The sequence below is a fragment of the Pantoea sp. YR525 genome (assembly GCF_900116775.1).
Classification (GTDB): Bacteria; Pseudomonadota; Gammaproteobacteria; order Enterobacterales; family Enterobacteriaceae; genus Pantoea; species Pantoea symbiotica.
Genome location: NZ_FPBU01000001.1, coordinates 581,211 through 607,881, shown reverse-complemented (window position 1 = coordinate 607,881; position 26,671 = coordinate 581,211). Strand labels below are relative to the sequence as shown.

18 protein-coding genes are annotated in these 26,671 nt (G+C 51.7%); 10 read left to right on the top strand and 8 right to left on the bottom strand.

The window, feature by feature from the left end; translation table 11 throughout:
• Positions 1-21: 21 nt before the first annotated feature.
• The 4 genes from aat to trxB form a co-directional block, all read right to left on the bottom strand.
• Positions 22-714, bottom strand: coding sequence for a leucyl/phenylalanyl-tRNA--protein transferase (aat, locus tag BM323_RS02790; RefSeq protein ID WP_036647907.1), 693 nt, complete (start codon positions 712-714; stop codon positions 22-24).
• A 33-nt stretch (positions 715-747) separates the two neighbouring features.
• Complete coding sequence (gene cydC, locus BM323_RS02785; protein WP_008102426.1) at positions 748-2,478, bottom strand: heme ABC transporter ATP-binding protein/permease CydC; 1,731 nt, start codon at positions 2,476-2,478, stop codon at positions 748-750.
• On the bottom strand, positions 2,478-4,247 hold the full coding sequence (gene cydD, locus BM323_RS02780; protein ID WP_008102424.1) for a heme ABC transporter permease/ATP-binding protein CydD: 1,770 nt from the start codon (positions 4,245-4,247) through the stop codon (positions 2,478-2,480). Before cydD ends, cydC begins: the two co-directional genes overlap by 1 nt.
• 145 nt (positions 4,248-4,392) lie before the next feature.
• The gene (trxB, locus tag BM323_RS02775; RefSeq protein WP_008102423.1) at positions 4,393-5,358 is read right to left on the bottom strand and encodes a thioredoxin-disulfide reductase; all 966 of its coding nucleotides are present in this window, start codon (positions 5,356-5,358) and stop codon (positions 4,393-4,395) included.
• Between the two features lie 519 nt (positions 5,359-5,877).
• On the opposite strand from trxB, the gene lrp reads away from it, so the two are divergent.
• The 6 genes from lrp to BM323_RS02745 all read left to right on the top strand — a co-directional run bounded on the left by lrp (position 5,878) and on the right by BM323_RS02745 (position 14,877).
• A complete protein-coding gene (gene lrp / locus BM323_RS02770; protein ID WP_006118610.1) occupies positions 5,878-6,372 on the top strand; it encodes a leucine-responsive transcriptional regulator Lrp in 495 nt (164 codons plus the stop codon).
• A 119-nt stretch (positions 6,373-6,491) separates the two neighbouring features.
• The gene (locus BM323_RS02765) at positions 6,492-9,878 is read left to right on the top strand and encodes a DNA translocase FtsK 4TM domain-containing protein (protein WP_008102419.1); all 3,387 of its coding nucleotides are present in this window, start codon (positions 6,492-6,494) and stop codon (positions 9,876-9,878) included.
• Between the two features lie 175 nt (positions 9,879-10,053).
• Positions 10,054-10,665, top strand: a complete 612-nt coding sequence (gene lolA / locus BM323_RS02760) for an outer membrane lipoprotein periplasmic chaperone LolA (RefSeq protein ID WP_008102417.1) — start codon at positions 10,054-10,056, stop codon at positions 10,663-10,665.
• A 7-nt stretch (positions 10,666-10,672) separates the two neighbouring features.
• Complete coding sequence (locus BM323_RS02755; protein WP_008102415.1) at positions 10,673-12,019, top strand: replication-associated recombination protein A; 1,347 nt, start codon at positions 10,673-10,675, stop codon at positions 12,017-12,019.
• Positions 12,020-12,118: 99 nt separating this feature from the next.
• Positions 12,119-13,411, top strand: a complete 1,293-nt coding sequence (gene serS / locus BM323_RS02750; protein ID WP_008102413.1) for a serine--tRNA ligase — start codon at positions 12,119-12,121, stop codon at positions 13,409-13,411.
• A 314-nt stretch (positions 13,412-13,725) separates the two neighbouring features.
• Positions 13,726-14,877, top strand: coding sequence for an MFS transporter (locus BM323_RS02745; protein ID WP_008102411.1), 1,152 nt, complete (start codon positions 13,726-13,728; stop codon positions 14,875-14,877).
• Between the two features lie 55 nt (positions 14,878-14,932).
• Here BM323_RS02745 and pflA read toward each other — a convergent pair whose 3' ends face one another.
• The 4 genes from pflA to ycaO all read right to left on the bottom strand — a co-directional run bounded on the left by pflA (position 14,933) and on the right by ycaO (position 21,170).
• Complete coding sequence (gene pflA, locus BM323_RS02740; RefSeq protein WP_008102409.1) at positions 14,933-15,673, bottom strand: pyruvate formate lyase 1-activating protein; 741 nt, start codon at positions 15,671-15,673, stop codon at positions 14,933-14,935.
• A gap of 164 nt (positions 15,674-15,837) precedes the next feature.
• Complete coding sequence (gene pflB / locus BM323_RS02735) at positions 15,838-18,120, bottom strand: formate C-acetyltransferase (protein ID WP_008102407.1); 2,283 nt, start codon at positions 18,118-18,120, stop codon at positions 15,838-15,840.
• 69 nt (positions 18,121-18,189) lie between these two features.
• Positions 18,190-19,050, bottom strand: coding sequence for a formate transporter FocA (gene focA / locus BM323_RS02730; protein ID WP_008102405.1), 861 nt, complete (start codon positions 19,048-19,050; stop codon positions 18,190-18,192).
• Between the two features lie 356 nt (positions 19,051-19,406).
• Positions 19,407-21,170: a 30S ribosomal protein S12 methylthiotransferase accessory factor YcaO gene (ycaO, locus tag BM323_RS02725; RefSeq protein WP_008102403.1), complete on the bottom strand. Its 1,764-nt coding sequence runs from the start codon at positions 21,168-21,170 to the stop codon at positions 19,407-19,409.
• Positions 21,171-21,480: 310 nt separating this feature from the next.
• On the opposite strand from ycaO, the gene serC reads away from it, so the two are divergent.
• The 4 genes from serC to rpsA all read left to right on the top strand — a co-directional run bounded on the left by serC (position 21,481) and on the right by rpsA (position 26,611).
• Positions 21,481-22,566 (top strand): 3-phosphoserine/phosphohydroxythreonine transaminase, encoded by a 1,086-nt coding sequence (serC, locus tag BM323_RS02720; protein WP_008102401.1) that lies wholly within the window; start codon positions 21,481-21,483, stop codon positions 22,564-22,566.
• An 81-nt stretch (positions 22,567-22,647) separates the two neighbouring features.
• Entirely contained in the window at positions 22,648-23,934 is a 1,287-nt protein-coding gene (aroA, locus tag BM323_RS02715) for a 3-phosphoshikimate 1-carboxyvinyltransferase (protein WP_008102399.1), read from the top strand.
• A 198-nt stretch (positions 23,935-24,132) separates the two neighbouring features.
• Positions 24,133-24,813 (top strand): (d)CMP kinase, encoded by a 681-nt coding sequence (gene cmk / locus BM323_RS02710; RefSeq protein WP_036647904.1) that lies wholly within the window; start codon positions 24,133-24,135, stop codon positions 24,811-24,813.
• Between the two features lie 121 nt (positions 24,814-24,934).
• Positions 24,935-26,611: a 30S ribosomal protein S1 gene (gene rpsA, locus BM323_RS02705; RefSeq protein WP_052025984.1), complete on the top strand. Its 1,677-nt coding sequence runs from the start codon at positions 24,935-24,937 to the stop codon at positions 26,609-26,611.
• The last annotated feature ends 60 nt before the right edge of the window (positions 26,612-26,671 follow it).

Sequence of the window (26,671 nt, the reverse complement as noted above, 5' to 3'; positions counted from 1 at the left end):
GCAAAACATCGGTGACCGATGTCAAAAAAGGGTTTGTGTTTGCCAGCAACTCTCGGAAACCGGTTGCCACGCCAGCGTTTGCACGTACTGTAGATAATCGACGCGGGGAATTTCAACCGCACCCAGGGAAGCGGTATGCGGGTTCAGTACCTGACAATCAATCAGTCGGCCCTGATGCGCGAGAAAATGTTGCGCGAATACCCAGAGTGCGGTTTTCGAAGCATTTTCCTGGCGGCTAAACATCGATTCACCGCAAAAAATTTGCCCCAGCGCCAGGCCATACATCCCGCCGACCAGTTGCTGATCGCACCAGACTTCAATCGAATGTGCATGGCCCAGTTCGTACAATCGTAACCACGCCCGTTTCACTTCAAAAGTAATCCACGTACCTTCCTGTCGACCACTGGCACAGCCTTCCAGCACCTGCGGAAACGCATGATTCATGGTGACGCGATACGGTGAGCGCTTATGGAAGCGCGCCATACTGCGGCTGAGATGGAAAGATTCGGGCAGCATTACCGCGCGGGGATCCGGCGACCACCAAAGAATCGGATCGCCCGGAGAAAACCACGGGAAAATGCCACGCTGATAAGCATTCATCAGGCGAGCAGGGGAGAGATCGCCGCCCATCGCCAATAATCCATTGGGCTCGCGCAGCGCCATTTCCGGTGGTGGGAAATTTAATGAATCTCGTGAAAGCTGTATCAGTCTCATTGCGTCAATCACACTCAGGGCTGTTGGCTAAGACTATAGCGTAAAGCGCTGATGGAAACGCCAGTAGCGTCCTGCTTTTGAGATTAATTCGGCGTGCGAACCGGATTCAATAATCTGTCCCTGATCCATAACGCAAATACGGTCCATAGCATTTAAACCGCTTAAGCGATGCGTCACCATAATCAGCGTTTTACCACGGGTGACGTGCTGCAATAGCGTCAGAATCTGCTGCTCGGTGCTGGCATCAAGACCTTCAGTGGGTTCATCCAGCAGCCACAAATCGCCATCGTGCAGCAGAGCGCGCGCAATTGCCAGACGACGCAGTTCACCGCCAGATAACGGTCGACCGCCATCGCCCATCCATGCGTTCAATCCTTCGTTGTGTTCGGCCAGATGAGCCAGACCGACCTTGTTTAATGCATCAACCAGTTGCTCATCACTGGCATCAGGTTTTGCCAGCAACAAATTGTCGCGTAGCGTTTGGCTAAACAGATGCACGCGCTGTGTTACCACGCTAATGCGGCTGCGCAGCGAAGCTTCATCCCATAAAGCGATATCGCTGTCGTTCAGGCTAATCGAACCTTGTTGCGCTTCCCAACCTCGGGTAATCAGCGCCAGCAGGCTGGATTTGCCGCAGCCGGTTGGACCGAGCAGCGCCAGATGTTCGCCTGCATTTAGCGATAGAGAGAAATGCTGCAACACCGGTTCAGGACGCTGCGGATAGCTGAAACTGATGTTCTCCATTTTCAGGTTAATACCTGAAGCACTACTGATTTTAGCGTAGGGAAAATGTATCGCAGTGGGCTGCTCAATGATTTCCTGTACCCGCTTAGCGGCGCTGGTCACCTGCGAAAGCGGCAGAAACGCTCCGGCAACCGGGGCCAGCGCTTCAAATGCCGCCAGTCCGCAAAACACAAACAGCGCGATAAATGCGCCCGGTGCACTGTTTCCCCCTACGCCATTGGCGGAGATCCATAACAACAGCGTCACCGTTGCGCCGCTGATGACCAGCAGCAGACTTTGCGCCAGCGCCTGCAGGCGATGCTGTCTGCGTTGCGCCTGTTGCCAGTTGAGTTCTTCGCGATCAAGCTGGGCGCGCCACAGATGTGCAGCGCCATAAATTTTCAGCTCAGACAGACCGGTAATCCAATGCGTCAATTGCATGCGCCAGCTGGCCTGATGCTGGGCAATCTGGTGTCCGGCTGAAGTGCCAAGCCGCCAGAAGAGCGGCGGCATAAGCAATAGCGTCAATAGCATGATGCCGCCGAGCAGCAAAGCTAGCGGTACATCCAGCAAGGCTAAGCCGCAGGTGACCACCACAATTACCACGGCTGCGCCAATCAACGGTGAGATCACACGCAGGTAGAGATGATCGAGTGTATCGACGTCGCTGACAAAGCGGTTGAGTAATTCACCCTGACGAAAACGAGCCAGCTGTTCTGGCGCAAGGGCGATAAGTTTGCCAAAAGTAAATACGCGCAAATGTTGTAGCACGTGGAAGGTGGCATCGTGACTCACCAGGCGCTCAAAATAACGCGCAGCCGTGCGCGTGATCGCCGCGCCACGTACGCCAGCTGCGGGCAACATATAGTTGAACGTGTAAAGTCCCGCTACGCCCGCCAGTGAAGAGGCGGCGAGGAACCAGCCGGATAACGTAAGCAGTCCAATACTGGCAAGCAAGGTGATGATGGCAAGAACAACGCCAAGTCCTAAACGCCATGGATGACGGCTAAACAGACGCAGGAAAGGCAATAAATCGTTCATTATGCGATCTCCTTTTGACGATGCTGCGCCATTTCACGCAGTGGTCCATCTTGTTCAATCAGCTGCTGCCAGGGACCTTGTTGCACCAGTTGCCCCGCCTGCATCACCCAGACTTCATCCCAACTCGCGAGCTCGTTAAGTTGGTGTGTGATCATCAACGTGGTTTGCTGAGTGGCTGCTTGTTGCAATGCGCTGATCACGTGTTGCTCACTTTGGCTATCCAGCCCAGAACCCGGCTCATCAAGCAGCAGCAGTTGCGCAGGTTTTAACAATGCTCGCGCCACGGCAATACGCTGCGCCTGACCGACGGAAAGACCCACGCCGCCATCGCCTAAAACGGTATCTAATCCTTGTGGCAGACGATCTAAAAATTCATCAACACCCGCGCGCTGTAGAACCGACATGAGCGTAGCGTCATCAATGCGGCTATTGAGCAGCAGATTTTCGCGCAGCGTTTGCGCGGGTAAATGAGGATTTTGGCCCACCCAGGCGATATGTTTTTGCCAGCTGTCGCGGCTGATATCGCGCAGCTCCTGTCCACTAATCTGCAGCGATCCTTGATAAGGCAGGAAACCCAGCAAGACGTTCATCAGCGCGGTTTTCCCTGCGCCGCTTTGTCCTACTAACGCCACGCGTTTACCGGCGTTGAGAGTAAAATTAAGCGATTGAGACAGCGCTTCACCGCTGGCTGTCATTACCACTAGATCCTGCGCATGAAGGTGTAGCGGTGCCGTGAGGGAAAGCTCGCGAGAAGCGTGTTCTAAGGTTGGATCGGGACTTTCACGTAGAAACTGGTCCAGCGCATCAGCTCCGCCAATCGCTTGCGCTTTGGCGTGATAAAAAGTACCTAAATCGCGTAACGGCTGGAAAAATTCAGGTGCCAGAATTAAGGCCAGGAAACCGGCAAACAGCGTTACGCCGGTGCTGTAATGACCAAAATTCAGTTCGCCAAGGTAAGAAAAACCGAAATAGACCGCGACGACAGCAATCGCCAGTGAGGCAAAAAACTCCAGCACGGCGGAAGAGAGAAACGCGAGGCGCAACACTTCCATGGTGCGTTGACGGAAATCGGTGGTGCTGGCGGCAATCGCTTCTTGCTCTGCCGTGCCGCGATAGAACAGGCGCAGCGTTTCACGTCCACGCAGACGATCGTAAAAATCACCGCTTAGTCGGGCGAGAGCAACAAAGTTGCGGCGGTTAGCATCAGCCGCGCCCATACCAACCATCGCCATAAACAGGGGAATCAGTGGCGCGGTCACCAGCAGAATCAATCCTGCCGCCCAGTTAATCGGGAAAATGGCGATCAAAATAGCTAATGGAATAAAGACCGCCAGCGACATTTGTGGCAGATAGCGCGCGTAGTATTCCTGCATCTCTTCGATTTGCTCAAGCAGCAGCGTAGCCCAGCTGCCTGCGGGTTTACCCTGAATCCAGGCGGGACCGAGCACATTGAGGCGATCCAGAACCTGCTGACGCAGCGCACGGCGAATGGCGACGCCTGCGCGATGTCCTGCCATTTCGCGGGCGTAATGCAATCCAGCACGTAAGACAAAGCACAGCAGCAGCAACAGAAAATCGGTGAGCAGTGATGCGCGAGGTTGTTGCGCGACCAGCAGATTTTGCAGCAGTGAAGCCATTAACCAGGCTTGAGCGATAATGACCAGTGCGCCAGCAAAACCCAACAGCGAAGCCACACGCAAGTTGCGCGCACCGTGATGACGTTGCTGACGGAGCCAGCGGAGAAGTTCTTGTTGCCGTGATTTGTTCATGCGATGCCGTTTGGTAACTCAAAAGAGATGTGAATCCCGGATGAAAACCCAGCAATGTCGGGCGCGTGAACTGTAGCACGCAGGTAACAAAAAAGGCGACCAAAACTGGCCGCCTTTAGACGATTATGATCAGGTTATTAACAACTTACTTATCGTTTTTAACCAGTCCATCGAGGAAGCGTTCCGCATCCAACGCAGCCATACAGCCGGTACCGGCAGAGGTAATGGCCTGGCGATAAATATGATCCATCACATCGCCGGCAGCGAACACGCCTGGGATGCTGGTTTGAGTGGCGTTACCATGCAAACCAGACTGCACTTTGATGTAGCCATTTTCTAAATCCAGCTGACCGTCAAAGATTGCGGTATTTGGACTGTGGCCGATAGCGACAAACAGACCAGCGACATCGAGTGATTCCGCCGCTTCACCTTTGGTAGAAAGCAGTTTCAAACCTGTCACGCCCATTTGATCGCCGACCACTTCGTCCAGTGTGCGGTCGGTGTGCAGCACGATGTTGCCATTGCGCACTTTTTCCATCAGACGGTCGATGAGGATTTTCTCAGCGCGGAAGCTGTCGCGACGGTGAATCAGATGCACTTCAGCGGCAATGTTAGCCAGGTAAAGTGCTTCCTCAACGGCGGTGTTACCTCCACCAATCACGGCAACTTTCTGGTTGCGGTAGAAGAAACCGTCACAGGTCGCGCAAGCAGATACGCCTTTGCCTTTGAACGCTTCTTCTGATGGCAGACCGAGATAACGCGCTGAGGCGCCAGTTGCGATGATCAACGCATCAGCAGTGTATTCACCGCTGTCGCCGATCAGACGGAACGGACGGTTCTGCAAATCGACGGTATGAATGTGGTCAAAAATGATCTCGGTGTTGAATTTCTCAGCATGCTCTTGCATGCGTTCCATCAACGCTGGACCGGTCAGATCGTTTGCATCGCCTGGCCAGTTCTCCACCTCGGTGGTGGTGGTGAGCTGACCCCCTTTTTCCAACCCGGTGATTAATACCGGATTCAGGTTAGCGCGCGCTGCATATACCGCAGCAGTGTAACCGGCAGGGCCGGAGCCCAGAATGAGCAGCTTACTGTGTTTGGCCGTACTCATGCGTTCCTCAATTTTTCTGACAACATAGTTTTTGATTGTAGGGAAATTAACGTCGCAAAAAAAGGCTTCAGCAATTTTGTTAACAATCACTGCGAGCGGCGTAGACGATGAGTGTAAATTTTGCACGCGCGTTGCGCCAAAAGGGGGCAATGCTCGGCAATTAGTGGTGCAGCAGCATAAAAATTCTCATTTAAAAACAGCAACCCAGAACTCTATCTGGCATCTTGTACTGAATTTGGATGTTTTACTTTGACAATCGCCTGCGCTTTTGCGAAAACATTGGGAGAAGCAGAGAATATTTAGCGATTCAAAACAGAATTTCATTTCTGTTTTGGCCTTTTTAGCCGAATAAACTCAGCCTGACATTGGTAGTGACGCATGATGTGGACAGACAACATGCGTCATACGGATGGACGCGTTACTGCACAGGCTTATGGTCTTCACTTCAGTAAGGCCCTGAACAATGAGCGTTTTCAGGGTGTGGCAGGTAAAGGGAAGGAATTAAGAGAGACAATAATAATGGTAGACAATAAGAAACGCCCCGGAAAAGATTTAGATCGTATCGACAGAAATATTCTGAATGAACTGCAGAAAGACGGTCGAATTTCCAATGTCGAGCTTTCCAAACGTGTTGGATTATCGCCAACTCCTTGTCTTGAGCGCGTACGTCGCCTCGAGCGTCAAGGCTTCATTCTGGGCTACACTGCGCAGCTCAATCCCCATTATCTGGATGCTTCACTGCTGGTTTTCGTTGAGATTACTCTGAATCGTGGTGCGCCAGATGTGTTTGAACAATTTAACGCCGCTGTGCAAAAACTTGAGGAAACTCAAGAATGTCACCTCGTTTCCGGTGACTTTGACTACCTGCTGAAAACCCGCGTACCGGATATGTCCGCCTATCGTAAACTGCTGGGTGAAACCTTGCTGCGTCTGCCGGGCGTAAACGACACCCGTACTTACGTGGTGATGGAAGAGGTCAAACAGAGCAATCGTCTGGTGATCAAAACCCGGTAGTGCAGGGCAGGTGCAAAGCTTGCAGGATTTCGGTACACTCCTGTGAATTCATACAGGACCAGCGTCGGGCATGCCCGACGTTGTTGCCTTCTTAATTTACAGGCACCTGGAGAGTTCTCTTGAGCCAGGAATATACAGAAGATAAAGATGTTTCGTTACAACCGCTGAGCAGTGGACGTCGTCTGCTGGAAGCGTTGCTCATTCTTGTGGCCTTGTTCGCCATCTATTTGATGGTGTCGCTGGTTAGTTTTAACCCTTCAGATCCAAGCTGGTCACAAACCGCATGGCACGAACCTATCCATAATTTGGGTGGTAGCGTCGGCGCATGGCTGGCCGATACGCTATTGTTCATTTTTGGCGTGATGGCTTACGCCATTCCTCCCGTCATTATTGGTCTGTGTTGGATCACCTTCCGCCAACGCGATCGCCAGGATTACATCGACTACTTTGCCGTGGGTTTACGACTGATTGGCGTGCTGGCCCTGGTGGTAACAACCTGTGGTCTTGCAGCGCTCAACGTTGATGACATCTGGTATTTTGCTTCCGGCGGCGTCATTGGCAGCCTGGTCAGCAATGCGATGGCACCGTGGTTCAGTTCGGCTGGCGGCACTTTAACGCTGCTTTGCGTCTGGGCTGCCGGGATCACCCTTTATACCGGTTGGTCATGGCTGACGATTGCCGAGAAGATCGGCGGCGTTGTAATGGGTGTTCTGACCTTTGCCAGCAACCGTTCACGGCATGACGAACCCTGGCAGGAAGAAGAATACGACGACGAAGAGCAGGCTGATGAGGTGTCGCCTTCTATGCCTGCTTTACAGCCTGCAAATGAAGAACACGATGTCTTGTTAGCCAAACCGCGCAAGATTAGCGAACCCGTTGTTGCAGAGTTGGGCGACGATCCGCTGCTGGCGAAGGCCAGTGCGGCAACTGCCGCTGCAATTGCGGTTACCACGCAAGCCGCACAGCAAACCCCGGCAGCCACGCAGTCAGGGTCAAGTGCGCCTGCAGAACCTGCCGCAATGCCGCGCGTTGCTGAACCTGGTGCCCAGCCAACTTCGGTTCCACAGCCTGTCGCTGCGGCGCCCGAACCGATCGCGCAGCCTTCTACGCCGCTCTATCGTTTCGAGATGCCAAATGAACCGGCACCTTCGCCGTTTTCGCCGGCTGATGACGATGAAGGCCCGAGTATGGGCAACTGGCAGGATGCCGCTCCATCTTCAGCGCCTTTAAACAGTGTCGCCGCTGCATCATTGGCTGCGGGAGCAGTAAAAGCAGCATCTTCAACAGCTGCTTATTCGCCTGCTTTCGATATCGTGCCTGAGCGTGATTACAACCCGCAGGTCAAGCAGGGCATTGGCCCAGAATTGCCGCGTCCGAATAAGGTTAAGTTGCCAACACGACGCGAGTTAGCGTCGTACGGCATCAAGTTGCCTTCGCAGCGTATGGCGGAAGAGCAGGCTAAAGATGCTGAGCAGCAACAGCCGGAAGTCACCGCGTCTTACAGCGTTCCTCCACAGGAGGATGATGTTGAGCTGCAAGAGGCGCAGTTGCGTGAAGCCTTCGCCTCACAGCAGCAGAATCGTTATGGCGAAAGCTGGCAGGATACGTCTGAGCCTGAGGATGAAGATGCATTGCAGCAGGCTCAACTGGCACGTCAGTTCGCCGATCAGCAGCAGCAACGCTATAACGAACCTGAAGTGAAGGAGGCGCCGGTCTTTAATCTGGATACCTCGTCTGCGTTTGATTTTTCGCCAATGAAAGATCTGGTCGACGACAGCCCAAGCGAGCCGCTCTTTACGATCTCTGCAGCGCCAGAGCCAGAAGAACCTGCGCAGTGGCAGCAACCCGCTGCGCCGGAGCCAGCGTCATTACCGTCGTTGAGTGCTGAATCTAGCCCGTGGTCGTCACCGGAACAGGAAGCCTATTCTGCGCCGCCTGCGCCAGTGAAACCTGCAGCGCCAGCGCAGGATAGCTTGTTCCATCCGTTCCTGGTTCGCCATGAACAGCCGCTGGAAAAACCCTCTACGCCGCTGCCAACGCTGGATCTGCTCACGTCACCACCGGCAGAAGAAGAGCCGGTGGATATGTTTGCACTTGAGCAAACGGCGCGACTGGTTGAGGCTCGACTGGCTGATTATCGTGTGAAGGCGGAAGTAGTAGGTATTTCGCCTGGGCCAGTCATCACCCGTTTTGAGCTCGACTTAGCGCCAGGTGTTAAAGCCTCACGTATCTCTAACTTGTCGCGTGACCTGGCTCGTTCACTGTCAGCGGTTGCGGTGCGCGTGGTGGAAGTGATTCCAGGCAAGCCTTATGTCGGGCTTGAACTGCCAAATAAACATCGTCAAACCGTTTATCTGCGCGAAGTGCTGGATTGCCCTAAATTCCGTGAAAATCCGTCACCGCTTGCAGTGGTGTTGGGCAAGGATATTGCTGGCCAGCCGGTTGTGGCTGATTTAGCGAAAATGCCTCACTTGCTGGTTGCCGGTACCACCGGTTCCGGTAAATCGGTGGGCGTTAACACCATGATCATCAGCATGTTGTATAAAGCCACGCCGGAAGAAGTGCGCTTTATCATGATCGATCCGAAAATGCTTGAGCTGTCAGTCTATGAAGGCATTCCGCACTTGCTGACGGAAGTGGTTACCGATATGAAAGATGCGGCCAATGCGCTGCGCTGGAGTGTTGGTGAAATGGAGCGTCGCTATAAGCTGATGTCTGCATTGGGCGTGCGTAACCTTGCCGGATATAACGAGAAGATTGAGCAGGCTGCAGCGATGGGCCGACCAATTCCCGATCCGTTCTGGAAGCCGGGCGATAGCATGGACACCACTCCGCCAGTGCTGGAAAAACTGCCTTATATCGTGGTACTGGTTGACGAATTTGCCGATCTGATGATGGCGGTCGGTAAGAAAGTTGAAGAGTTGATTGCTCGTCTGGCACAGAAAGCACGTGCGGCGGGTATTCACCTGGTGCTGGCGACACAGCGGCCGTCGGTCGATGTGATTACCGGTCTAATCAAAGCCAACATCCCGACACGTATCGCCTTTACCGTTTCCAGTAAGATCGACTCACGCACCATCCTCGATCAGGGCGGTGCGGAATCGCTGCTGGGCATGGGTGACATGCTCTACATGCCGCCAAACTCCTCAATGCCAGTGCGTGTGCACGGTGCATTCGTGCGCGATCAGGAAGTCCATGCTGTCGTTCAGGACTGGAAAGCACGCGGTCGCCCGCAATACATCGAAAGCATCACCGCTGGTGAAGAGAGCGATAGCGCGGCTGGCGGTATGATGGGTGATGAAGAGCTGGATCCGCTGTTCGATCAGGCCGTCTCTTTCGTGGTGGAAAAACGCCGGGCGTCCATTTCTGGGGTTCAGCGCCAGTTCCGTATTGGTTATAACCGTGCTGCACGCATCATCGAGCAGATGGAAGCGCAGGGCATCGTTTCTGAACCGGGACACAATGGCAACCGCGAAGTGCTTTCGCCGCCGCCACACGAAATGTAAATAATCGCGTGCGATTGTCTGCTTATGGGCCAGTTAACACTGGCCCATTGTTTATCTGTTGGTCGATCCCCATATCTTCGGGAGCTTTCGGCTTTTTCTCCTGTCGAAGAGACAGGACGGCAACTACGTTTAATGCAGTAAGTGTCGGGAAACAATGAATAAGGAATCGAATCAGATGAAATTACGCGTTATTGCCTGTGGCCTGTTGGCCAGTTTTGTTTCCGCATCAGTATTGGCGGATGCGTCCAGCGATCTGCAACAGCGTCTCAATAAAGTGAACAGCTTCCATGCCAGCTTCAGTCAGAAAGTGACCGATGGCAGCGGCGCTAACGTGCAGGATGGTGAAGGTGAGCTGTGGGTTAAGCGCCCAAGTTTGTTTAACTGGCACATGACCGCGCCGGACGAAAGCGTAATTATTTCTGATGGCAAAAATCTGTGGTTCTACAATCCCTTCGTTGAACAAGCCAGCGTTAGCCTGCTGCAAAATGCGGCAAGTAATACGCCGTTTATGCTGATTGCGCGTAATCAGCCAAGCGACTGGAAACAGTACAACATCAAGCAACAGGGCGATAACTTCGAGCTAACGCCGAAGAGCAGTGATGGCAACCTCAAGCAGTTCACCATCAATGTGACATCGTCTGGCACCATCAATAAGTTCAGCGCAATTGAGCAAGATGGTCAGCACAGCGATTATCAGCTGAAGAGCCAAAACAACGGCGCCATTAGCCCAGACAAATTCACCTTTACGCCGCCAAAAGGGGTAACGGTGGACGATCAACGTCAGTGAGGTCACGGTGAGTAACCTGTCTCTGGATTTCGCACCTTCGAATGAGTTTCAGCCGCTGGCCGCGCGTATGCGGCCGGCGACGATGCAACATTACATTGGGCAGCAGCATTTGCTGGCGCCTGGTAAACCGCTGCCGCGCGCTATTGAGGCCGGGCATCTGCATTCGATGATTTTGTGGGGACCGCCGGGGACAGGGAAAACAACATTAGCCGAAATCATCGCCCATTACGGTAAAGCTGATGTTGAGCGGATTTCTGCGGTGACTTCTGGCGTCAAAGAGATTCGTGAAGCGATAGAGCGCGCCCGACAAAATCGTCAGGTGGGCCGACGCACCATTCTGTTTGTCGACGAAGTTCATCGCTTTAACAAAAGTCAGCAGGATGCATTCCTGCCACATATTGAAGATGGCACCATCACGTTTATCGGTGCCACCACCGAAAATCCCTCGTTTGAGCTCAACTCGGCGCTGCTATCGCGTGCTCGTGTCTATTTACTCAAATCTCTCACCACTGCTGATATCGAACAGGTTTTGCTGCAGGCGATGCATGATGACGATCGCGGTTATGGCAAAAGCGATATTGTGCTGCCGGATAATACGCGCCGCATGATTGCAGAGTTGGTGAACGGGGATGCGCGTCGGGCACTGAATACGCTGGAAATGATGGCGGATATGGCCGAAAGTAACGCCGAAGGCCAGCGTGAATTAACGCCACAGTTGCTTAACGAAGTTTCCGGTGAAAGAGCGGCGCGTTTTGATAACAAAGGCGATCGTTTCTACGATCTGATCTCCGCTCTGCATAAATCGGTACGCGGTTCAGCACCTGATGCGGCACTTTACTGGTATGCAAGAATCATCACCGCCGGCGGCGATCCGCTGTATGTCGCCCGCCGTTTGCTGGCTATCGCCTCGGAAGATGTGGGTAACGCCGATCCGCGCGGCATGCAGGTTGCGTTAGCGGCCTGGGATTGTTTTACGCGCGTCGGTCCTGCCGAAGGGGAAAGGGCGATTGCGCAGGCGATTGTCTACCTTGCCAGTGCACCCAAAAGTAATGCCGTTTACACCGCTTTCAAAGCCGCGATGCGCGATGCCCGCGAATTTCCTGACTACGATGTGCCGGAACATTTACGCAATGCTCCGACCAAATTGATGAAGGAGATGGGGCTGGGTAAAGAGTATCGCTACGCGCACGACGAGACTAACGCCTATGCCGCTGGCGAAGTCTATTTCCCGCCAGAAATGGCGCAGACACGCTACTATCAACCGACTAATCGCGGGCTTGAAGGGAAAATTGGCGAAAAACTCGCCTGGCTGGCTGAGCAGGATCAAAATAGCCCGATAAAACGCTACCGCTGATAAACACCTTACGGTAAGGTGAGCAAGGATTTCATTGCATTCCATAGGGATGCAAGTCCCGCCATTCGTTCAATCAACCTTTTATTACACAGGATTAGCATGCTCGATCCCAACCTGCTGCGTAACGAGCCAGACGCAGTCGCAGAAAAACTGGCACGCCGAGGATTTAAACTGGATGTGGAAACCTTACGTTCGCTCGAAGAGCGTCGTAAAGTATTGCAGGTAGAAACTGAAAATCTGCAAGCTGAGCGTAATTCCCGATCCAAATCCATCGGTCAGGCCAAAGCACGTGGGGAAGACATCGAGCCGCTGCGTCAGGAAGTGAACGCACTGGGCGAACGCCTGGATGCGGCTAAAGCAGAACTGGATGCCCTGCAGAACGAAATTCGTGACTTTGCCCTCGCATTGCCAAATCTCCCGGTTGACGAAGTCCCGTTGGGTAAAGATGACAGCGAGAACCAGGAAGTCAGCCGCTGGGGCCAGCCGCGCCAGTTCGATTTCCCGGTAAAAGACCATGTTGAGCTGGGTGAAGCCGCCAAAGGTCTGGATTTTGCCGCAGCGGTTAAACTGACGGGCTCACGTTTCATTGTGATGCAGGGCCAGATTGCGCGTCTGCACCGTGCGCTTAGCCAGTTCATGCTTGACCTGCACACGCAGCAGCACGGTTATCTTGAAACCTATGTTCCGTATCTGGTTAATCAGGAAACACTTTATGGAACCGGACAACTGCCGAAATTTGGTGAAGATCTGTTCCATACCAAGCCGCTGGGCGAAGAAGCAGGTAGCAGCAACTATGCGTTGATCCCAACCGCTGAAGTGCCGCTGACCAATCTGGTGCGCGATGAAATCGTTGAAGAAGAATCTTTGCCGCTCAAACTCACCGCACACACGCCATGCTTCCGTTCTGAAGCCGGTTCGTACGGACGTGATACGCGCGGTTTAATCCGTATGCACCAGTTCGACAAAGTGGAAATGGTGCAGATTGTGGCGCCTGAAACTTCTATGGACGCACTGGAAGAGTTGGTCGGCCATGCAGAGAAAGTGCTGCAGCTGCTGAATCTGCCATACCGTAAAGTGCTGCTTTGCACCGGCGATATGGGCTTCGGTTCTGCCAAGACTTACGACCTGGAAGTTTGGCTGCCAGCTCAGGACACTTATCGTGAGATCTCCTCTTGCTCCAACATGGGTGATTTCCAGGCTCGTCGTATGCAGGCGCGCTGCCGCAGCAAAACCGACAAGAAACCACGTTTGGTGCACACGCTGAACGGTTCTGGTCTGGCGGTTGGTCGTACTCTGGTTGCTGTGCTGGAAAACTACCAGCAAGCAGATGGCCGCATTGAGGTGCCTGAAGTGTTGCGTCCTTACATGGGCGGACTGGAATTCGTTGGCTAATCAACAAGCAATTATATAAGCCCGGCAATGCCGGGTTTTTTTGTTTCTTAAGCTGAAAAATAATTATTTTTTAGTTGGAATTAATCAGAAATAAACGTTATCGATAATAAATGGCCGTTAACCATTAAAAATCATAAATTCAAATAGATAGATGCCTGCCTGTTATCTTTCATCCTGCCTCTAACCCGCTGAAGATAAATAAAATAAATTGTGCTGCAGCAAATCGTGCGGCGACGATTTTTTGCACATTGACTTTAAATTAGCAAATGGCAAACTGCGCGCAATTATCGTCATCTCTTTTGGTTTTATTCCCTATGTCAACCTGGTCGCGCCCCGTCGTTTTGCTGCTTTGCGGCTTAATGCTCATGACGGTGTCTATTGCTGTGCTTAATACGCTGGTACCGCTATGGCTTACCCATGATCAATTGCCAACCTGGCAAGTGGGTATGGCTAGCTCATCGTATTACACCGGTAATTTGCTGGGCACTTTGCTCGCGGGCTGGTTGATCACGCGTTACGGTTTTAATCGCTGTTTCTACCTTGCCAGCGTTCTTTTTGCCGTGGCGACCATGGGCATGGTGATGCTGGATGGTTTCTATAGCTGGACCATGCTGCGCTTCACCGCAGGTGTGGGTTGTGCACTGATTTGGGTGGTGGTTGAGAGCGCCTTATTATGCAGCGGTACCGTACGTAATCGTGGCCAGTTGCTCGCGGCATACATGATTATCTATTACCTCGGCACGGTTGCCGGCCAGTTGTTGGTGAGTCGTGTGTCGACGGAGCTGCTCCACGTGATTCCGTGGGTGACTGCGCTGATTATCTGTGCGGTGTTGCCGGTCGTATTTGTGCATGTTAATGCCAGCGCTGCGACGGAAGAAGCCTCGACGGGTCGCCTTTGGGTGATGTTGCGCCGTCGTAGTTCACGTCTCGGCATCAATGGCTGCATCATTTCCGGTATCGTTCTCGGCTCGCTTTATGGCTTGATGCCTTTGTATCTGTCGCATCAGGGCATGAGTGATGCAACCGTCGGTTACTGGATGGCGTTACTGGTCAGCTCGGGTATTGTCGGCCAGTGGCCAGTAGGACGTTTAGCCGATCGCTTTGGTCGCCTGATGGTACTGCGCGTGCAAGTGTTCGTGGTTATTCTGGGGGCGATTGCGATGTTGGGTGATGCTGCGATGGCGCCAGCACTGTTTGTGCTGGGTCTGGCGGGTTTTACTCTCTACCCAGTGGCGATGTCCTGGGCGTGCGAAACCGTGGCGCATCATGAGTTAGTGGCGATGAATCAGGCATTACTGTTCAGCTATACGGTGGGTAGTTTGGTGGGGCCGGGAATGACGTCAATGCTGATGCAGAACTACTCTGACCGCCTGCTGTTTGTGATGATTGCTGCAGTTGCACTGGTTTATCTGGTGATGTTACTGCGCAAAGCCGATCATCAGGCAACGCCGGTTGCACATGCTTAACGCATTAATATAAAATAGTAAAAAGGGGAGCCAGCGGCTCCCCTTTTGTTTGCGGTTAATACATCACTTCATGACCGTAGCTGGCGAGGATATTCTTCACTCGCTCCATGGTTTCTTTGCTCGGCGGCTTAACACCATCCAGCTTGTACTCTTCACCCATGGCAATCCATTTGTGTTTGCCTAACTCGTGATAAGGCAACAGTTCAATCTTCTCAATGTTATCCATATCTTTAGTGAACTCACCTAAGCGATGCACGGAATCATCATCATCAGAGTAACCAGGCACAACAACGTAACGAATCCAGGTGCGTTTGCCTCTCTTCTGCAGGTAGCGCGCGAAGTCCAGCGTGCGGTGATTCGAAACGCCAACCAGAACTTCATGCACCTCATCATTAATTTGTTTCAGATCAAGCATGACCAAGTCAGTGGCATCCAGCAATTCATCGATCACCGGGTCGTAGCGACGAACAAAGCCGTTGGTGTCAAGGCAGGTGTGAATACCTTCTGCCTGGCAGGCGCGGAACCAGTCACGCACAAACTCGGCTTGTAAGATCGCTTCGCCACCCGATGCGGTCACGCCGCCGCCAGATGCATTCATAAAGTGACGATATGAGAGCGCATCCTTCATCAACTCTTCAACGGTCACTTCTTTACCGCCATGCGTGTCCCATGTATCGCGGTTATGGCAATACAGGCAGCGCATAAGACAGCCTTGAAAAAAGGTGATGAAACGGATGCCTGGGCCATCAACGGTGCCGCAGGATTCAAAGGAGTGGATACGACCGATGGTTGACATTGCGATGGGTTCTCCAGGTGAGCCTGAACATCAGGCAGCACAATCTATGTCGTGCTCTAAAAGTGAAAGTCGATTTTGCCAGGTCGCCAGCACCAGCAAGCTGGCAAAACGGACTTGTGGAGAAAAGGCTCCCGCAGGAGCCTTTTAATCTCAGTAAAGTGCTATTACAACGACTGAGTGAACGTACGGGTAATTACATCTTTCTGCTGCTCTTTGGTGAGCGAGTTAAAGCGAACAGCATAACCGGATACGCGAATGGTCAATTGAGGATACTTCTCAGGATGTTCCATCGCATCCAGCAGCATCTCTCGATTCATCACGTTAACGTTCAGATGCTGACCGCCCTCAATGTTAGCTTCATGGTGGAAATATCCATCCATCAAGCCAGCAAGGTTAGTTTTACGCACGTTATCATCTTTACCCAGTGCATTTGGCACGATGGAGAAGGTATAAGAGATGCCGTCTTTAGCATAAGCGAAGGGCAGTTTCGCGACCGAGGTCAATGAAGCTACCGCACCTTTCTGATCACGGCCGTGCATTGGGTTAGCACCCGGTCCGAACGGTGCACCCGCACGACGTCCGTCTGGCGTGTTACCGGTTTTCTTACCATAAACCACGTTAGAAGTGATGGTCAGTACTGACTGAGTTGGCACCGCATTGCGGTAGGTTTGCAGTTTCTGAATTTTTTTCATGAAACGTTCAACCAGATCGCACGCCATGTCATCAACGCGCGAGTCATTGTTACCAAACTGCGGATATTCACCTTCAATTTCAAAGTCTACCGCTAAACCATCTTCATCACGGATGGTTTTCACTTTGGCGTATTTGATGGCTGAAAGTGAGTCAGCCGCAACAGACAGACCCGCGATACCACATGCCATGGTGCGATAAACGTCACGATCGTGCAGCGCCATCAGTGAAGCTTCATAGCTATACTTATCGTGCATGTAGTGAATGATGTTCAGGGAGGTGACGTACTGCTTCGCCAGCCAATCCATGAAGTGATCCAAGCGCTCCATCACGATGTCGAAATCAAGAATTTCGTCAGTGATTGGTGCTTCTTTCGGGCCTACCTGCATTTTCAGTTTTTCATCAACGCCGCCGTTGATTGCATACAGCAGGGTTTTTGCCAGGTTGGCACGCGCACCGAAGAACTGCATCTGCTTACCGACAATCATTGGGCTAACGCAGCAGGCGATAGCATAGTCATCGTTGTCAAAGTCAGGACGCATCAGGTCGTCATTCTCATACTGCAATGAGGACGTATCGATAGAAACTTTTGCGGCGTATTTCTTGAAGTTAACCGGCAGTTTTTCTGACCACAGGATGGTCATATTTGGCTCCGGAGATGGACCCATGGTGTAAAGCGTATTCAGGAAACGGAAGGTGCTTTTGGTCACCAAAGTACGGCCATCGACGCCCATACCCGCTAATGATTCTGTTGCCCAGATTGGGTCACCGGAGAACAGCTCATCGTATTCAGGCGTACGCAGGAAGCGCACCATACGCAGTTTCATCACCAGGTGGTCAATCAGTTCCTGTGCGTCTTCTTCAGTCAGTTTCCCGGCCTGAATATCGCGATCAATGTACACATCAAGGAAGGTGGATACGCGACCGAAGGACATCGCCGCACCATTCTGAGATTTCACCGCCGCGAGGTAGCCGTAGTAAGTCCACTGAACGGCTTCTTGTGCATTGGTAGCGGGCAACGAGATATCTGAACCATACTTCGCAGCCATCTCTTTGATTTGACCCAGCGCACGATGCTGTTCAGAAATCTCTTCACGCAGGCGAATAGTGGCTTCGAGGTCAACGCCATTCTCCATATCGCTTTGCAGAGAATTGAACTGAGCAACTTTGTCTTTCATCAGGTAATCGATGCCGTACAGCGCGACGCGGCGATAGTCACCGATGATACGACCGCGGCCATAGGCATCAGGCAAACCTGTCAGTACGCCTGATTTACGGCAGCGCATGATGTCTGGGGTATAAACATCGAATACGCCCTGGTTATGAGTTTTACGGTAATCAGTGAAGACTTTTTTCAGTGCGGGATCGAGTTCGCGGCCATAAACCTTGCAAGAGCCCTCAACCATTTTGATGCCGCCAAACGGAATGATGGCACGTTTCAGAGGCGCTTCAGTTTGTAGACCAACGATTTTTTCCAGCGATTTGCTGATGTAGCCGGCGTCGTGAGAGGTGATGGTTGAAGCCAAATCGGTGTCAAAATCCACCGGCGCGTGAGTGCGGTTCTCAATTTTGATGCCTTCAAGCACGCTGTCCCACAGTTTGGTCGTGGCTGAGGTTGCGCCAGCGAGGAAGGATTCGTCGCCTTCATACGGTGTATAGTTTTTCTGGATAAAGTCACGGACGTTGACGCTGTTCTGCCATTCGCCGGCGCTAAATCCTTCCCAGGCTGACGCCATTTTTTCATTCAGTTCGGACATGATATACCTGCCTTATTTAGGGAGACTTTGACGTATGGCGCGCTGCTTCAGCACGCCAGTACCAATTCATTAATGCACCGGCTCATCGCCACGCAGATAGATTACCCAGTAGGTCAAACCGACTAATAATCCGCCGCCAATAATGTTGCCGATGGTTACGGGAATAAGGTTATTAAGAATAAAATCGCTAACGCTGAGTGAGGGAAACTGTGCTGCGCTTGCACCAGCCATTTGCCAGAATTCCGGGCTGGCAAAATCACGGATAACAATGGCCATCGGAATGAGGAACATGTTGGCTATGCTGTGTTCGAAGCCGCAGGCAACAAACATCGCTACCGGTAAGATCATCGCAAACATTTTATCCATCAGGCTTCGGCCGGAGTAACTCATCCATACCGCCAGGCAAACCATCAAATTGGCGAGCGTGCCGAGACTGACTGCTTCAATAAAGGTGTGATGCATCTTGTGGTCAGCGGTTTGCAGAAGGTTTAAGCCCCAGGCACCATTCGCCACCATGTGTTCACCGGCCAGCCAGATCAGCGCTACAAAGAACAGCGCGCCAAACAGGTTACCTATATAGACGGTCAACCAATGTCGACCAAGTTGCAGCCAGGTGATTCGACCGCTGGCTTTTGCCACCACGATCAGAACAGTTGAGGTGAACAGGTCAGCGCCGCACACGACTACTAACATTAAACCGAGTGAGAAACAGATACCGCCGATCAGTTTTGCTATGCCGTAGGGCATGGCTCCACTTCCGGTAGTTGCAGTGATATAGAAGACAAATGCAATTGAAATAAATACGCCAGCAGTAATGGCAAGGAAGAATGTGGTTAAAGGACGTTTAGTAGCTTTATATATGCCGGCTTCTTCTGCAACTTTCGCCATTGCCGCCGGTAATAATGAATTAAAAGGGTTGTCAGCTTTCACACTAACGCTCTCCAAAAATTGCCTGTAAAGATACTAACAAAGGAGTATAGGTCAGAAATTGATATGGATCATATTTGACCGGAAGGTTGCTGATAAGCGAAGCGATAAAGTAAGTGTTTTGAAGCTAATCTATTGAATTAATTGAAATAAATAAATTTTAAATTATGCAAAATAAGTTTAAGGTGGCTGTAGTTAAGGATGGTTTTGTTAAATATCATTAACGAATAAAGCTTAATTGTTATTCAATAATGCGCTTTAATCTCTTTGCATGACCAATATAAAAAAATGGCACTGATTTTTTCAGTGCCATTTACCAATACGCTAATTTTTATAAATAACCATTAAAAGCGCCAAGGCTATTTTTGTGACCAATAACGACGTTTAGCTGTCTGCAGTTTTTCATAGGCAGCGAGTAATGATTGATGCGCTGGGAAGGCTTTCAGGTCCAAATCGACCGCTTGCAATCCATAGAAAGGCGCTTCACCACTGATAGCCGCTGAAGCGGCCTCAACTGCCGCCTGGCCATACATACGGATAAAGGCACGATGATATTGAAGCGGATCGCGTTCCTCTTCCATTGCCAGCAGCAGCAAGGTTTGCAGGCAGCGATAGTAGTTAGCGCGCTCTTCGCTGAAGATGGACTGGTTAAATTCCATCGTCCATTCAGTCCAGATCAGAGCCTGATCCAGGTCGCCACCTGCCAGCGCTAGCATCGCTTTCAGCTCGCCGATACGCAGCGTGTACCAACCATTATCTTTGCCTGATGCCAGACCCAGCAGTTCGCGCACGCGAGTAAAGTCATCATGACCTTCCTCATCCAGTTGCACGATCAGCTCGAGATAGGCCTCAGGTTCCCATTGGCTTTCCGGCAGCGCCAGCAGCGTTTCGCGCAGTGGTGCACCCATGCTGTTATTCGCCAGCAGCAGATCTTCCGCTGGATAAATATCAGACATACCGGGAACGATAATGCGGCAAGCGTAAACGCTCAGATGTTCATAGTCAGCGATATAGACTTCTTTATCTTCCGCACGGAAGATCGCCATCAGCGTATCAAACTCTTCGTGCGTGGTACCCGCAAAGCTCCAGTCGACGAAAGGATAGTCAGCATCGTCTTTGAACATATCCCATGAAATCAGACCGCTTGAATCGATGAAATGCGTTTCCAGGTTAGCGTGTTCCGCCACTTCTTCATCATCAAACGTCGGCGGAGTAAACACGTCGAGATCTTTCAGACCACGGCCCTGCAGCAGTTCAGTAACGGTACGCTCCAGTGCGACGCCAAAGTCCGGATGTGCACCAAATGAAGCGAAACAGGTACCATTTGCTGGATTGAACAGCACTACGCAGATAACCGGATATTTACCGCCCAGTGAAGCATCGTAAGAGAAGATTGGGAAACCTTCTGCTTCCAGACGATCAATCGCTTCAATTACGCCAGGATAACGTTGCATCACCTCTGCTGGAATTTCTGGCAGGCTGATGGATTCGGCGATGATGCGATTCTTGATATGGCGCTCAAATACCTCAGACAGGCCTTGTACGCGCGCTTCGTTCGCGGTGTTACCAGCTGACATACCATTCGAAACGTACAGATTTCCGATGATGTTCATCGGGATATAAACCGTTTGCTGGTCAGATTGGCGGGTAAATGGCAGGCCACAAATACCGCGCTCATCATTGCCGGATTGCAGATCAATCAGCTCTGAAGCGCCCAGGCTCTCTTCAGGATCATAAAATTTGCGGAGGCGCGCATCCAGAATGCCTTCTGGCAGGCTGTCGTCCTCGGTGAGCGGGAACCACTTTTCATTCGGATAGTGAACAAAATCACCATTAGCGATGGATTTACCTAACCAGAAATCGGCGAAGAAGTAGTTAGTAGAGAGGCGCTCAAAATATTCGCCCAGTGCTGAAGCCAGAGCGGCTTTTTTGCTAGCACCTTTGCCATTTGTAAAGCACAGCGGGCAGTCGCGATCGCGAATGTGCACTGACCAGACGTGTGGCACCGGATTCAGCCAGGAAGCTTCTTCAATGTTGAAACCAAGGTCTTGCAGTTTCTGCTGAAAGCGAGCAATGGAATCTTCCAGTGCGGCGTCTTTTCCGGGGATAAACGTTTGCGTCATGGTGGCGCTCTCTTAAGTCAATGGGGTGGGCGTAAAGCGCGCAATAATACGGGTTTTATGCATGCTTCGCTATTCAGTCAGCCAAATTTATCTCAGTCTGGTTAAGGTTTTTACGCCATTCAGCTTCCCTCTTTTTCTTTCTGGAACTACCTCACAAAATTCCACGGCTTAATGCATTTATGACATAAGCTGCGGTGGAGTTGGCTCTGGAAATGTGATCGCCGCCGGATTAATGATTGCAGCTATCTGGAGGCAATGATAAAACCGGTGGGGTATTCATAACCGTTCGATATGACAGTGGTGAGGGGAAATGACTCAGGTTTATAATTTTAGCTCTGGCCCGGCTATGCTGCCGGTAGAAGTGCTCCGTCGCGCAGAACAAGAACTGACAAACTGGCACGGGTTAGGCACCTCGGTGATGGAGATCAGTCATCGCAGTAAAGAGTTTATTGCTGTTGCGGAAGCGGCAGAACAAGATTTTCGCGATCTGCTTAAGATCCCATCCAATTACAAAGTTTTATTCTGCCACGGCGGTGCGCGTGCACAATTCGCGGCCATCCCCGGCAACTTATTGGGTGAGGCAAAAACCGCAGATTATATTGACGGCGGTTACTGGGCTCACAGCGCGATTAAAGAAGCCGAAAAATTCTGCTCGCCAAATACTATTGATATAAAAACCACGCGTGATGGTAAACGTGCTTTATTACCAATGCGTGAATGGCAGCTGAATGATGATGCGGCTTACGTCCATTTCTGCCCGAACGAAACGATTGATGGCATTGCTATCGATGAAGAGCCGGATTTTGGCGATAAGATCGTGGTTGCCGATCTCTCTTCTACTATTCTGTCTCGTCCAATCGATGTGAGTCGCTATGGCGTGATCTATGCTGGCGCACAAAAAAATATCGGCCCGGCGGGCTTAACCTTAGTGGTTGTGCGCGAAGATCTGCTGGGTAAAGCACAGCGTTATGTGCCTTCTATCCTTGATTACAAGGTGCTGGCCGAAAACGAATCGATGTTTAACACTCCGCCAACTTTCGCATGGTATCTCTCTGGCCTTGTATTCAAATGGCTGAAAGAGAAGGGTGGCGTGGCCGAGATGGACAAGCTGAATCAGGCAAAAGCCGACTTACTGTATGGCGTGATTGATAACAGCGCGTTTTATCGCAACGATGTCGCAAGCGAAAACCGTTCACGTATGAACGTGCCATTCCAGTTAGCCGATTCATCTTTGGACAAAGTGTTCCTGGAAGAGTCTCTCAAGGCTGGTCTGCATGCGTTGAAAGGCCATCGCGTGGTTGGCGGTATGCGTGCATCGATCTACAATGCGATGCCGCTGGAAGGCGTTAAAACTCTGACTGAGTTCATGGTTGACTTCGAACGTCGCCGCGGTTAATTGCTTTTTTCATGCCAGCTTGTCTGGTATCAGACCCCGTCGCAAGATGGGGTCTCGTATTTTCTGGAGATTTGGTTTCACATGCAGGACTCCCTGACTCTACAACCGATTGCTCGCGTTGACGGCACGGTAAATTTACCGGGTTCAAAAAGCGTCTCGAACCGCGCTCTCTTGCTGGCCGCGCTGGCAAAAGGCACTACTCGCCTGACTAATTTGCTCGATAGCGATGACGTTAAGCACATGCTGAACGCCCTGAAAGCGCTGGGTGTCAGCTATACGCTCTCTGACGATCGCACCGTATGCGAAGTAGTAGGTAACGCGGGACCTTTGCGCGCTGAAAAGTCACTTGAGCTGTTTCTGGGTAACGCAGGCACCGCGATGCGTCCATTGGCTGCTGCGCTGTGTTTGGGCCAGCAGTCAATTGTCCTTACAGGCGAGCCGCGCATGAAAGAGCGTCCGATTGGTCACCTGGTTGATGCACTGCGTCAGGGCGGAGCAAAGATCGACTATCTTGAGCAGACCGATTACCCGCCAGTGCGTCTCAATGGCGGTTTTGTTGGTGGCGAAGTCAGCGTTGATGGCAGCGTTTCTAGCCAGTTCCTGACGGCGTTGTTAATGACCGCGCCGCTGGCGCCGCAAGACACCATCATCACCATCAAAGGCGATCTGGTTTCTAAGCCTTATATTGACATTACCTTGCACCTGATGCGCTGCTTTGGTGTGGACGTTGATAACCAGAACTATCAGCGTTTTGTGGTCAAAGGGCAGCAGCAGTACCAGTCTCCGGGCGATTACCTGGTGGAAGGTGATGCGTCTTCTGCTTCTTATTTCCTCGCTGCGGCTGCCATTAAAGGTGGTACCGTGCGTGTAACCGGTATCGGCCGTAACAGCGTGCAGGGCGATATTCGTTTTGCTGATGTGCTAGAAAAGATGGGCGCAGTGATTGAGTGGGGCGATGATTACATCTCCTGTACGCGTGGATCGTTGACGGCAATCGATATGGATATGAACCATATTCCCGATGCGGCAATGACGATTGCAACCACAGCACTGTTCGCACAAGGCACCACGCTGATGCGTAACATCTATAACTGGCGCGTAAAAGAGACCGATCGTCTGGCTGCGATGGCGACTGAGTTGCGCAAAGTCGGTGCTGAAGTGGAAGAAGGACACGACTTTATTCGTGTGACACCGCCTGCTCAGTTGCAACATGCGGATATCGGTACCTATAACGATCACCGCATGGCGATGTGCTTCGCGCTGGTGGCTCTGTCTGATACGCCGGTAACCATCCTTGATCCAGGCTGCACCGCGAAAACCTTCCCAAGCTATTTCCAGCAGTTGGCGAAAATCAGTCATACTTCCTGATCGTCTAACCCGGTGCACTGCGCCGGGTTTCTTTGCTCTCCTTTGGCCTCATCAAGCGGAAATTCTTCTGAATCTGTCTATATTTCTAGCGCTGTCTACGCTAAAGGGTAACTAACCTGATGCAGGCAGCGTATAATGCCGCGCAATCCAGGCGGCCTAGAAGGGCTGACAATAAGCACGCAGCAACAGGAGAGAAAAATGACGGCAATCGCCCCGGTTATTACCATCGATGGGCCAAGTGGCGCGGGTAAAGGGACTTTATGTAAAGCGATGGCGGAGTCGTTGCAGTGGCACTTACTGGATTCTGGCGCTATTTATCGCGTTTTAGCATTGGCTGCACTTCACCATCAGGTGGATATTGAGTCTGAAGAAGCATTAGTTCCGATTGCCGCGCATCTTGATGTGCGTTTTCTGTCGGTTGACGGTGAAATGCAGGTGGTGCTTGAAGGTGAAGACGTTACCGGTGAAATCCGCACGCAAGAAGTGAGCAACACCGCATCGCGCGTGGCCGCTTTTCCGCGGGTGCGTGAGGCGCTGCTTCGTCGCCAACGTGCATTCCGCGAAGAGCCCGGTTTAATCGCTGATGGACGCGATATGGGAACCGTGGTTTTCCCTGACGCGCCAGTGAAAATTTTCCTCGACGCCAGCTCAGAAGAGCGTGCGCATCGCCGTATGCTACAGTTGCAGGAGAAGGGCTTTAATGTTAACTTTGATCGCCTTTTATCCGAGATAAAGGAACGCGACGACCGCGATCGTAATCGTGCCATCGCACCTTTAGTACCTGCCACAGATGCTCTGGTACTGGATTCAACCAGTATGTCGATTGAGCAAGTGATTGAAAAGGCGCTTGATTATGCTAAGCAGAAGCTGGGCATTTAATCTTTCGGCAACCGAATTGCTGTAACCCTGTACCAAGGACCCGGTGCAGGGCATGTGAAACAACCCCATCCGACAATGAAGTCAGGTGGACGTTAAATTGAAGAATCCTAAGATTATCAATATGACTGAATCTTTTGCTCAACTCTTTGAAGAGTCCCTGAAAGAAATCGAAACCCGTCCGGGTTCCATCGTTCGTGGCGTTGTTGTCTCTATCGACAAAGACGTAGTTCTGGTTGATGCGGGTCTGAAATCTGAATCTGCAATTCCTGCAGAGCAGTTCAAGAACGCAGCCGGCGAACTGGAAATCCAGGTAGGCGACGAAGTTGACGTTGCGCTGGACGCAGTAGAAGACGGCTTCGGTGAAACCCTGCTGTCCCGTGAAAAAGCTAAACGTCACGAAGCTTGGATCACGCTGGAAAAAGCTTACGAAGACGCTGAAACTGTTACCGGTGTTATCAACGGCAAAGTTAAAGGTGGCTTCACAGTTGAGCTGAACGGTATTCGTGCGTTCCTGCCAGGTTCACTGGTAGACGTTCGTCCGGTTCGCGATACTCTGCACCTGGAAGGCAAAGAGCTTGAATTCAAAGTAATCAAGCTTGATCAGAAACGTAACAACGTCGTGGTTTCACGTCGTGCAGTTATCGAATCTGAGAACAGCGCTGAGCGCGATCAGCTGCTGGAAAACCTGCAGGAAGGCATGGAAGTTAAAGGTATCGTTAAGAACCTCACTGACTACGGTGCATTCGTGGATCTGGGCGGCGTTGACGGCCTGCTGCACATTACCGATATGGCTTGGAAACGCGTTAAGCATCCGAGCGAAATCGTCAACGTGGGCGACGAAATCACTGTTAAAGTGCTGAAGTTCGACCGCGAGCGTACCCGTGTATCTCTGGGCCTGAAACAGCTGGGCGAAGATCCTTGGGTGGCTATCGCTAAGCGCTATCCAGAAGGCACCCGCCTGACTGGTCGTGTAACCAACCTGACTGATTACGGCTGCTTCGTAGAAATTGAAGAAGGCGTTGAAGGTCTGGTACACGTTTCTGAAATGGACTGGACCAACAAAAACATCCATCCGTCTAAAGTTGTAAACGTAGGCGACGTGGTTGAAGTAATGGTTCTGGACATTGATGAAGAGCGTCGTCGTATCTCCCTGGGTCTGAAGCAGTGCAAATCTAACCCATGGCAGTTGTTCGCTGAGACCCACAACAAAGGCGATCGCGTTGAAGGTAAAATCAAGTCAATCACTGACTTCGGTATCTTCATCGGCCTGGACGGTGGCATCGACGGTCTGGTTCACCTGTCTGACATCTCCTGGAACGCGACTGGCGAAGAAGCCGTTCGTGAGTACAAAAAAGGCGACGAAATCGCTGCCGTTGTACTGCAGGTTGATGCAGAGCGCGAGCGCATCTCTCTGGGCGTGAAGCAGTTGGCTGAAGATCCATTCAACAACTACATCACCCTGAACAAGAAAGGCGCTATCGTGACTGGTAAAGTCACTGCAGTTGACGCTAAAGGTGCTACAGTAGAATTAGCTGACGGCGTAGAGGGTTACCTGCGCGCTTCTGAAGCTTCTCTGGACCGCATCGAAGACGCAACTCTGGTTCTGAGTGTTGGCGACGACGTTGAAGCTAAATTCACCGGCGTTGACCGTAAGAACCGCGTTGTGAGCCTGTCTGTTCGTGCTAAAGACCAGGCTGATGAGAAAGAAGCTATCAACACTGTTAACACCAAACAGGATGAAGGCAGCAACTTCTCTAGCGCGATGGCTGAAGCGTTCAAAGCGGCTAAAGGCGAGTAATCGACCTAAGGCACCGGACGATGAAAATCGTCCGGTTTCGGTAAAAGCTGTCATACCTTT

Bases quoted from the DNA above. Each gene is read 5' to 3' on its own strand.
- pflA (WP_008102409.1), bottom strand. From the start codon at position 15,673: ATGTCAACCATCGGTCGTATCCACTCCTTTGAATCCTGCGGCACCGTT.
- aroA (WP_008102399.1), top strand. From the start codon at position 22,648: ATGCAGGACTCCCTGACTCTACAACCGATTGCTCGCGTTGACGGCACG.
- aat (WP_036647907.1), bottom strand. From the start codon at position 714: ATGAGACTGATACAGCTTTCACGAGATTCATTAAATTTCCCACCACCG.
- serC (WP_008102401.1), top strand. From the start codon at position 21,481: ATGACTCAGGTTTATAATTTTAGCTCTGGCCCGGCTATGCTGCCGGTA.
- cydD (WP_008102424.1), bottom strand. From the start codon at position 4,247: ATGAACAAATCACGGCAACAAGAACTTCTCCGCTGGCTCCGTCAGCAA.
- trxB (WP_008102423.1), bottom strand. From the start codon at position 5,358: ATGAGTACGGCCAAACACAGTAAGCTGCTCATTCTGGGCTCCGGCCCT.
- cydC (WP_008102426.1), bottom strand. From the start codon at position 2,478: ATGAACGATTTATTGCCTTTCCTGCGTCTGTTTAGCCGTCATCCATGG.
- pflB (WP_008102407.1), bottom strand. From the start codon at position 18,120: ATGTCCGAACTGAATGAAAAAATGGCGTCAGCCTGGGAAGGATTTAGC.
- cmk (WP_036647904.1), top strand. From the start codon at position 24,133: ATGACGGCAATCGCCCCGGTTATTACCATCGATGGGCCAAGTGGCGCG.
- BM323_RS02745 (WP_008102411.1), top strand. From the start codon at position 13,726: ATGTCAACCTGGTCGCGCCCCGTCGTTTTGCTGCTTTGCGGCTTAATG.
- lrp (WP_006118610.1), top strand. From the start codon at position 5,878: ATGGTAGACAATAAGAAACGCCCCGGAAAAGATTTAGATCGTATCGAC.
- rpsA (WP_052025984.1), top strand. From the start codon at position 24,935: ATGACTGAATCTTTTGCTCAACTCTTTGAAGAGTCCCTGAAAGAAATC.
- ycaO (WP_008102403.1), bottom strand. From the start codon at position 21,170: ATGACGCAAACGTTTATCCCCGGAAAAGACGCCGCACTGGAAGATTCC.
- lolA (WP_008102417.1), top strand. From the start codon at position 10,054: ATGAAATTACGCGTTATTGCCTGTGGCCTGTTGGCCAGTTTTGTTTCC.
- serS (WP_008102413.1), top strand. From the start codon at position 12,119: ATGCTCGATCCCAACCTGCTGCGTAACGAGCCAGACGCAGTCGCAGAA.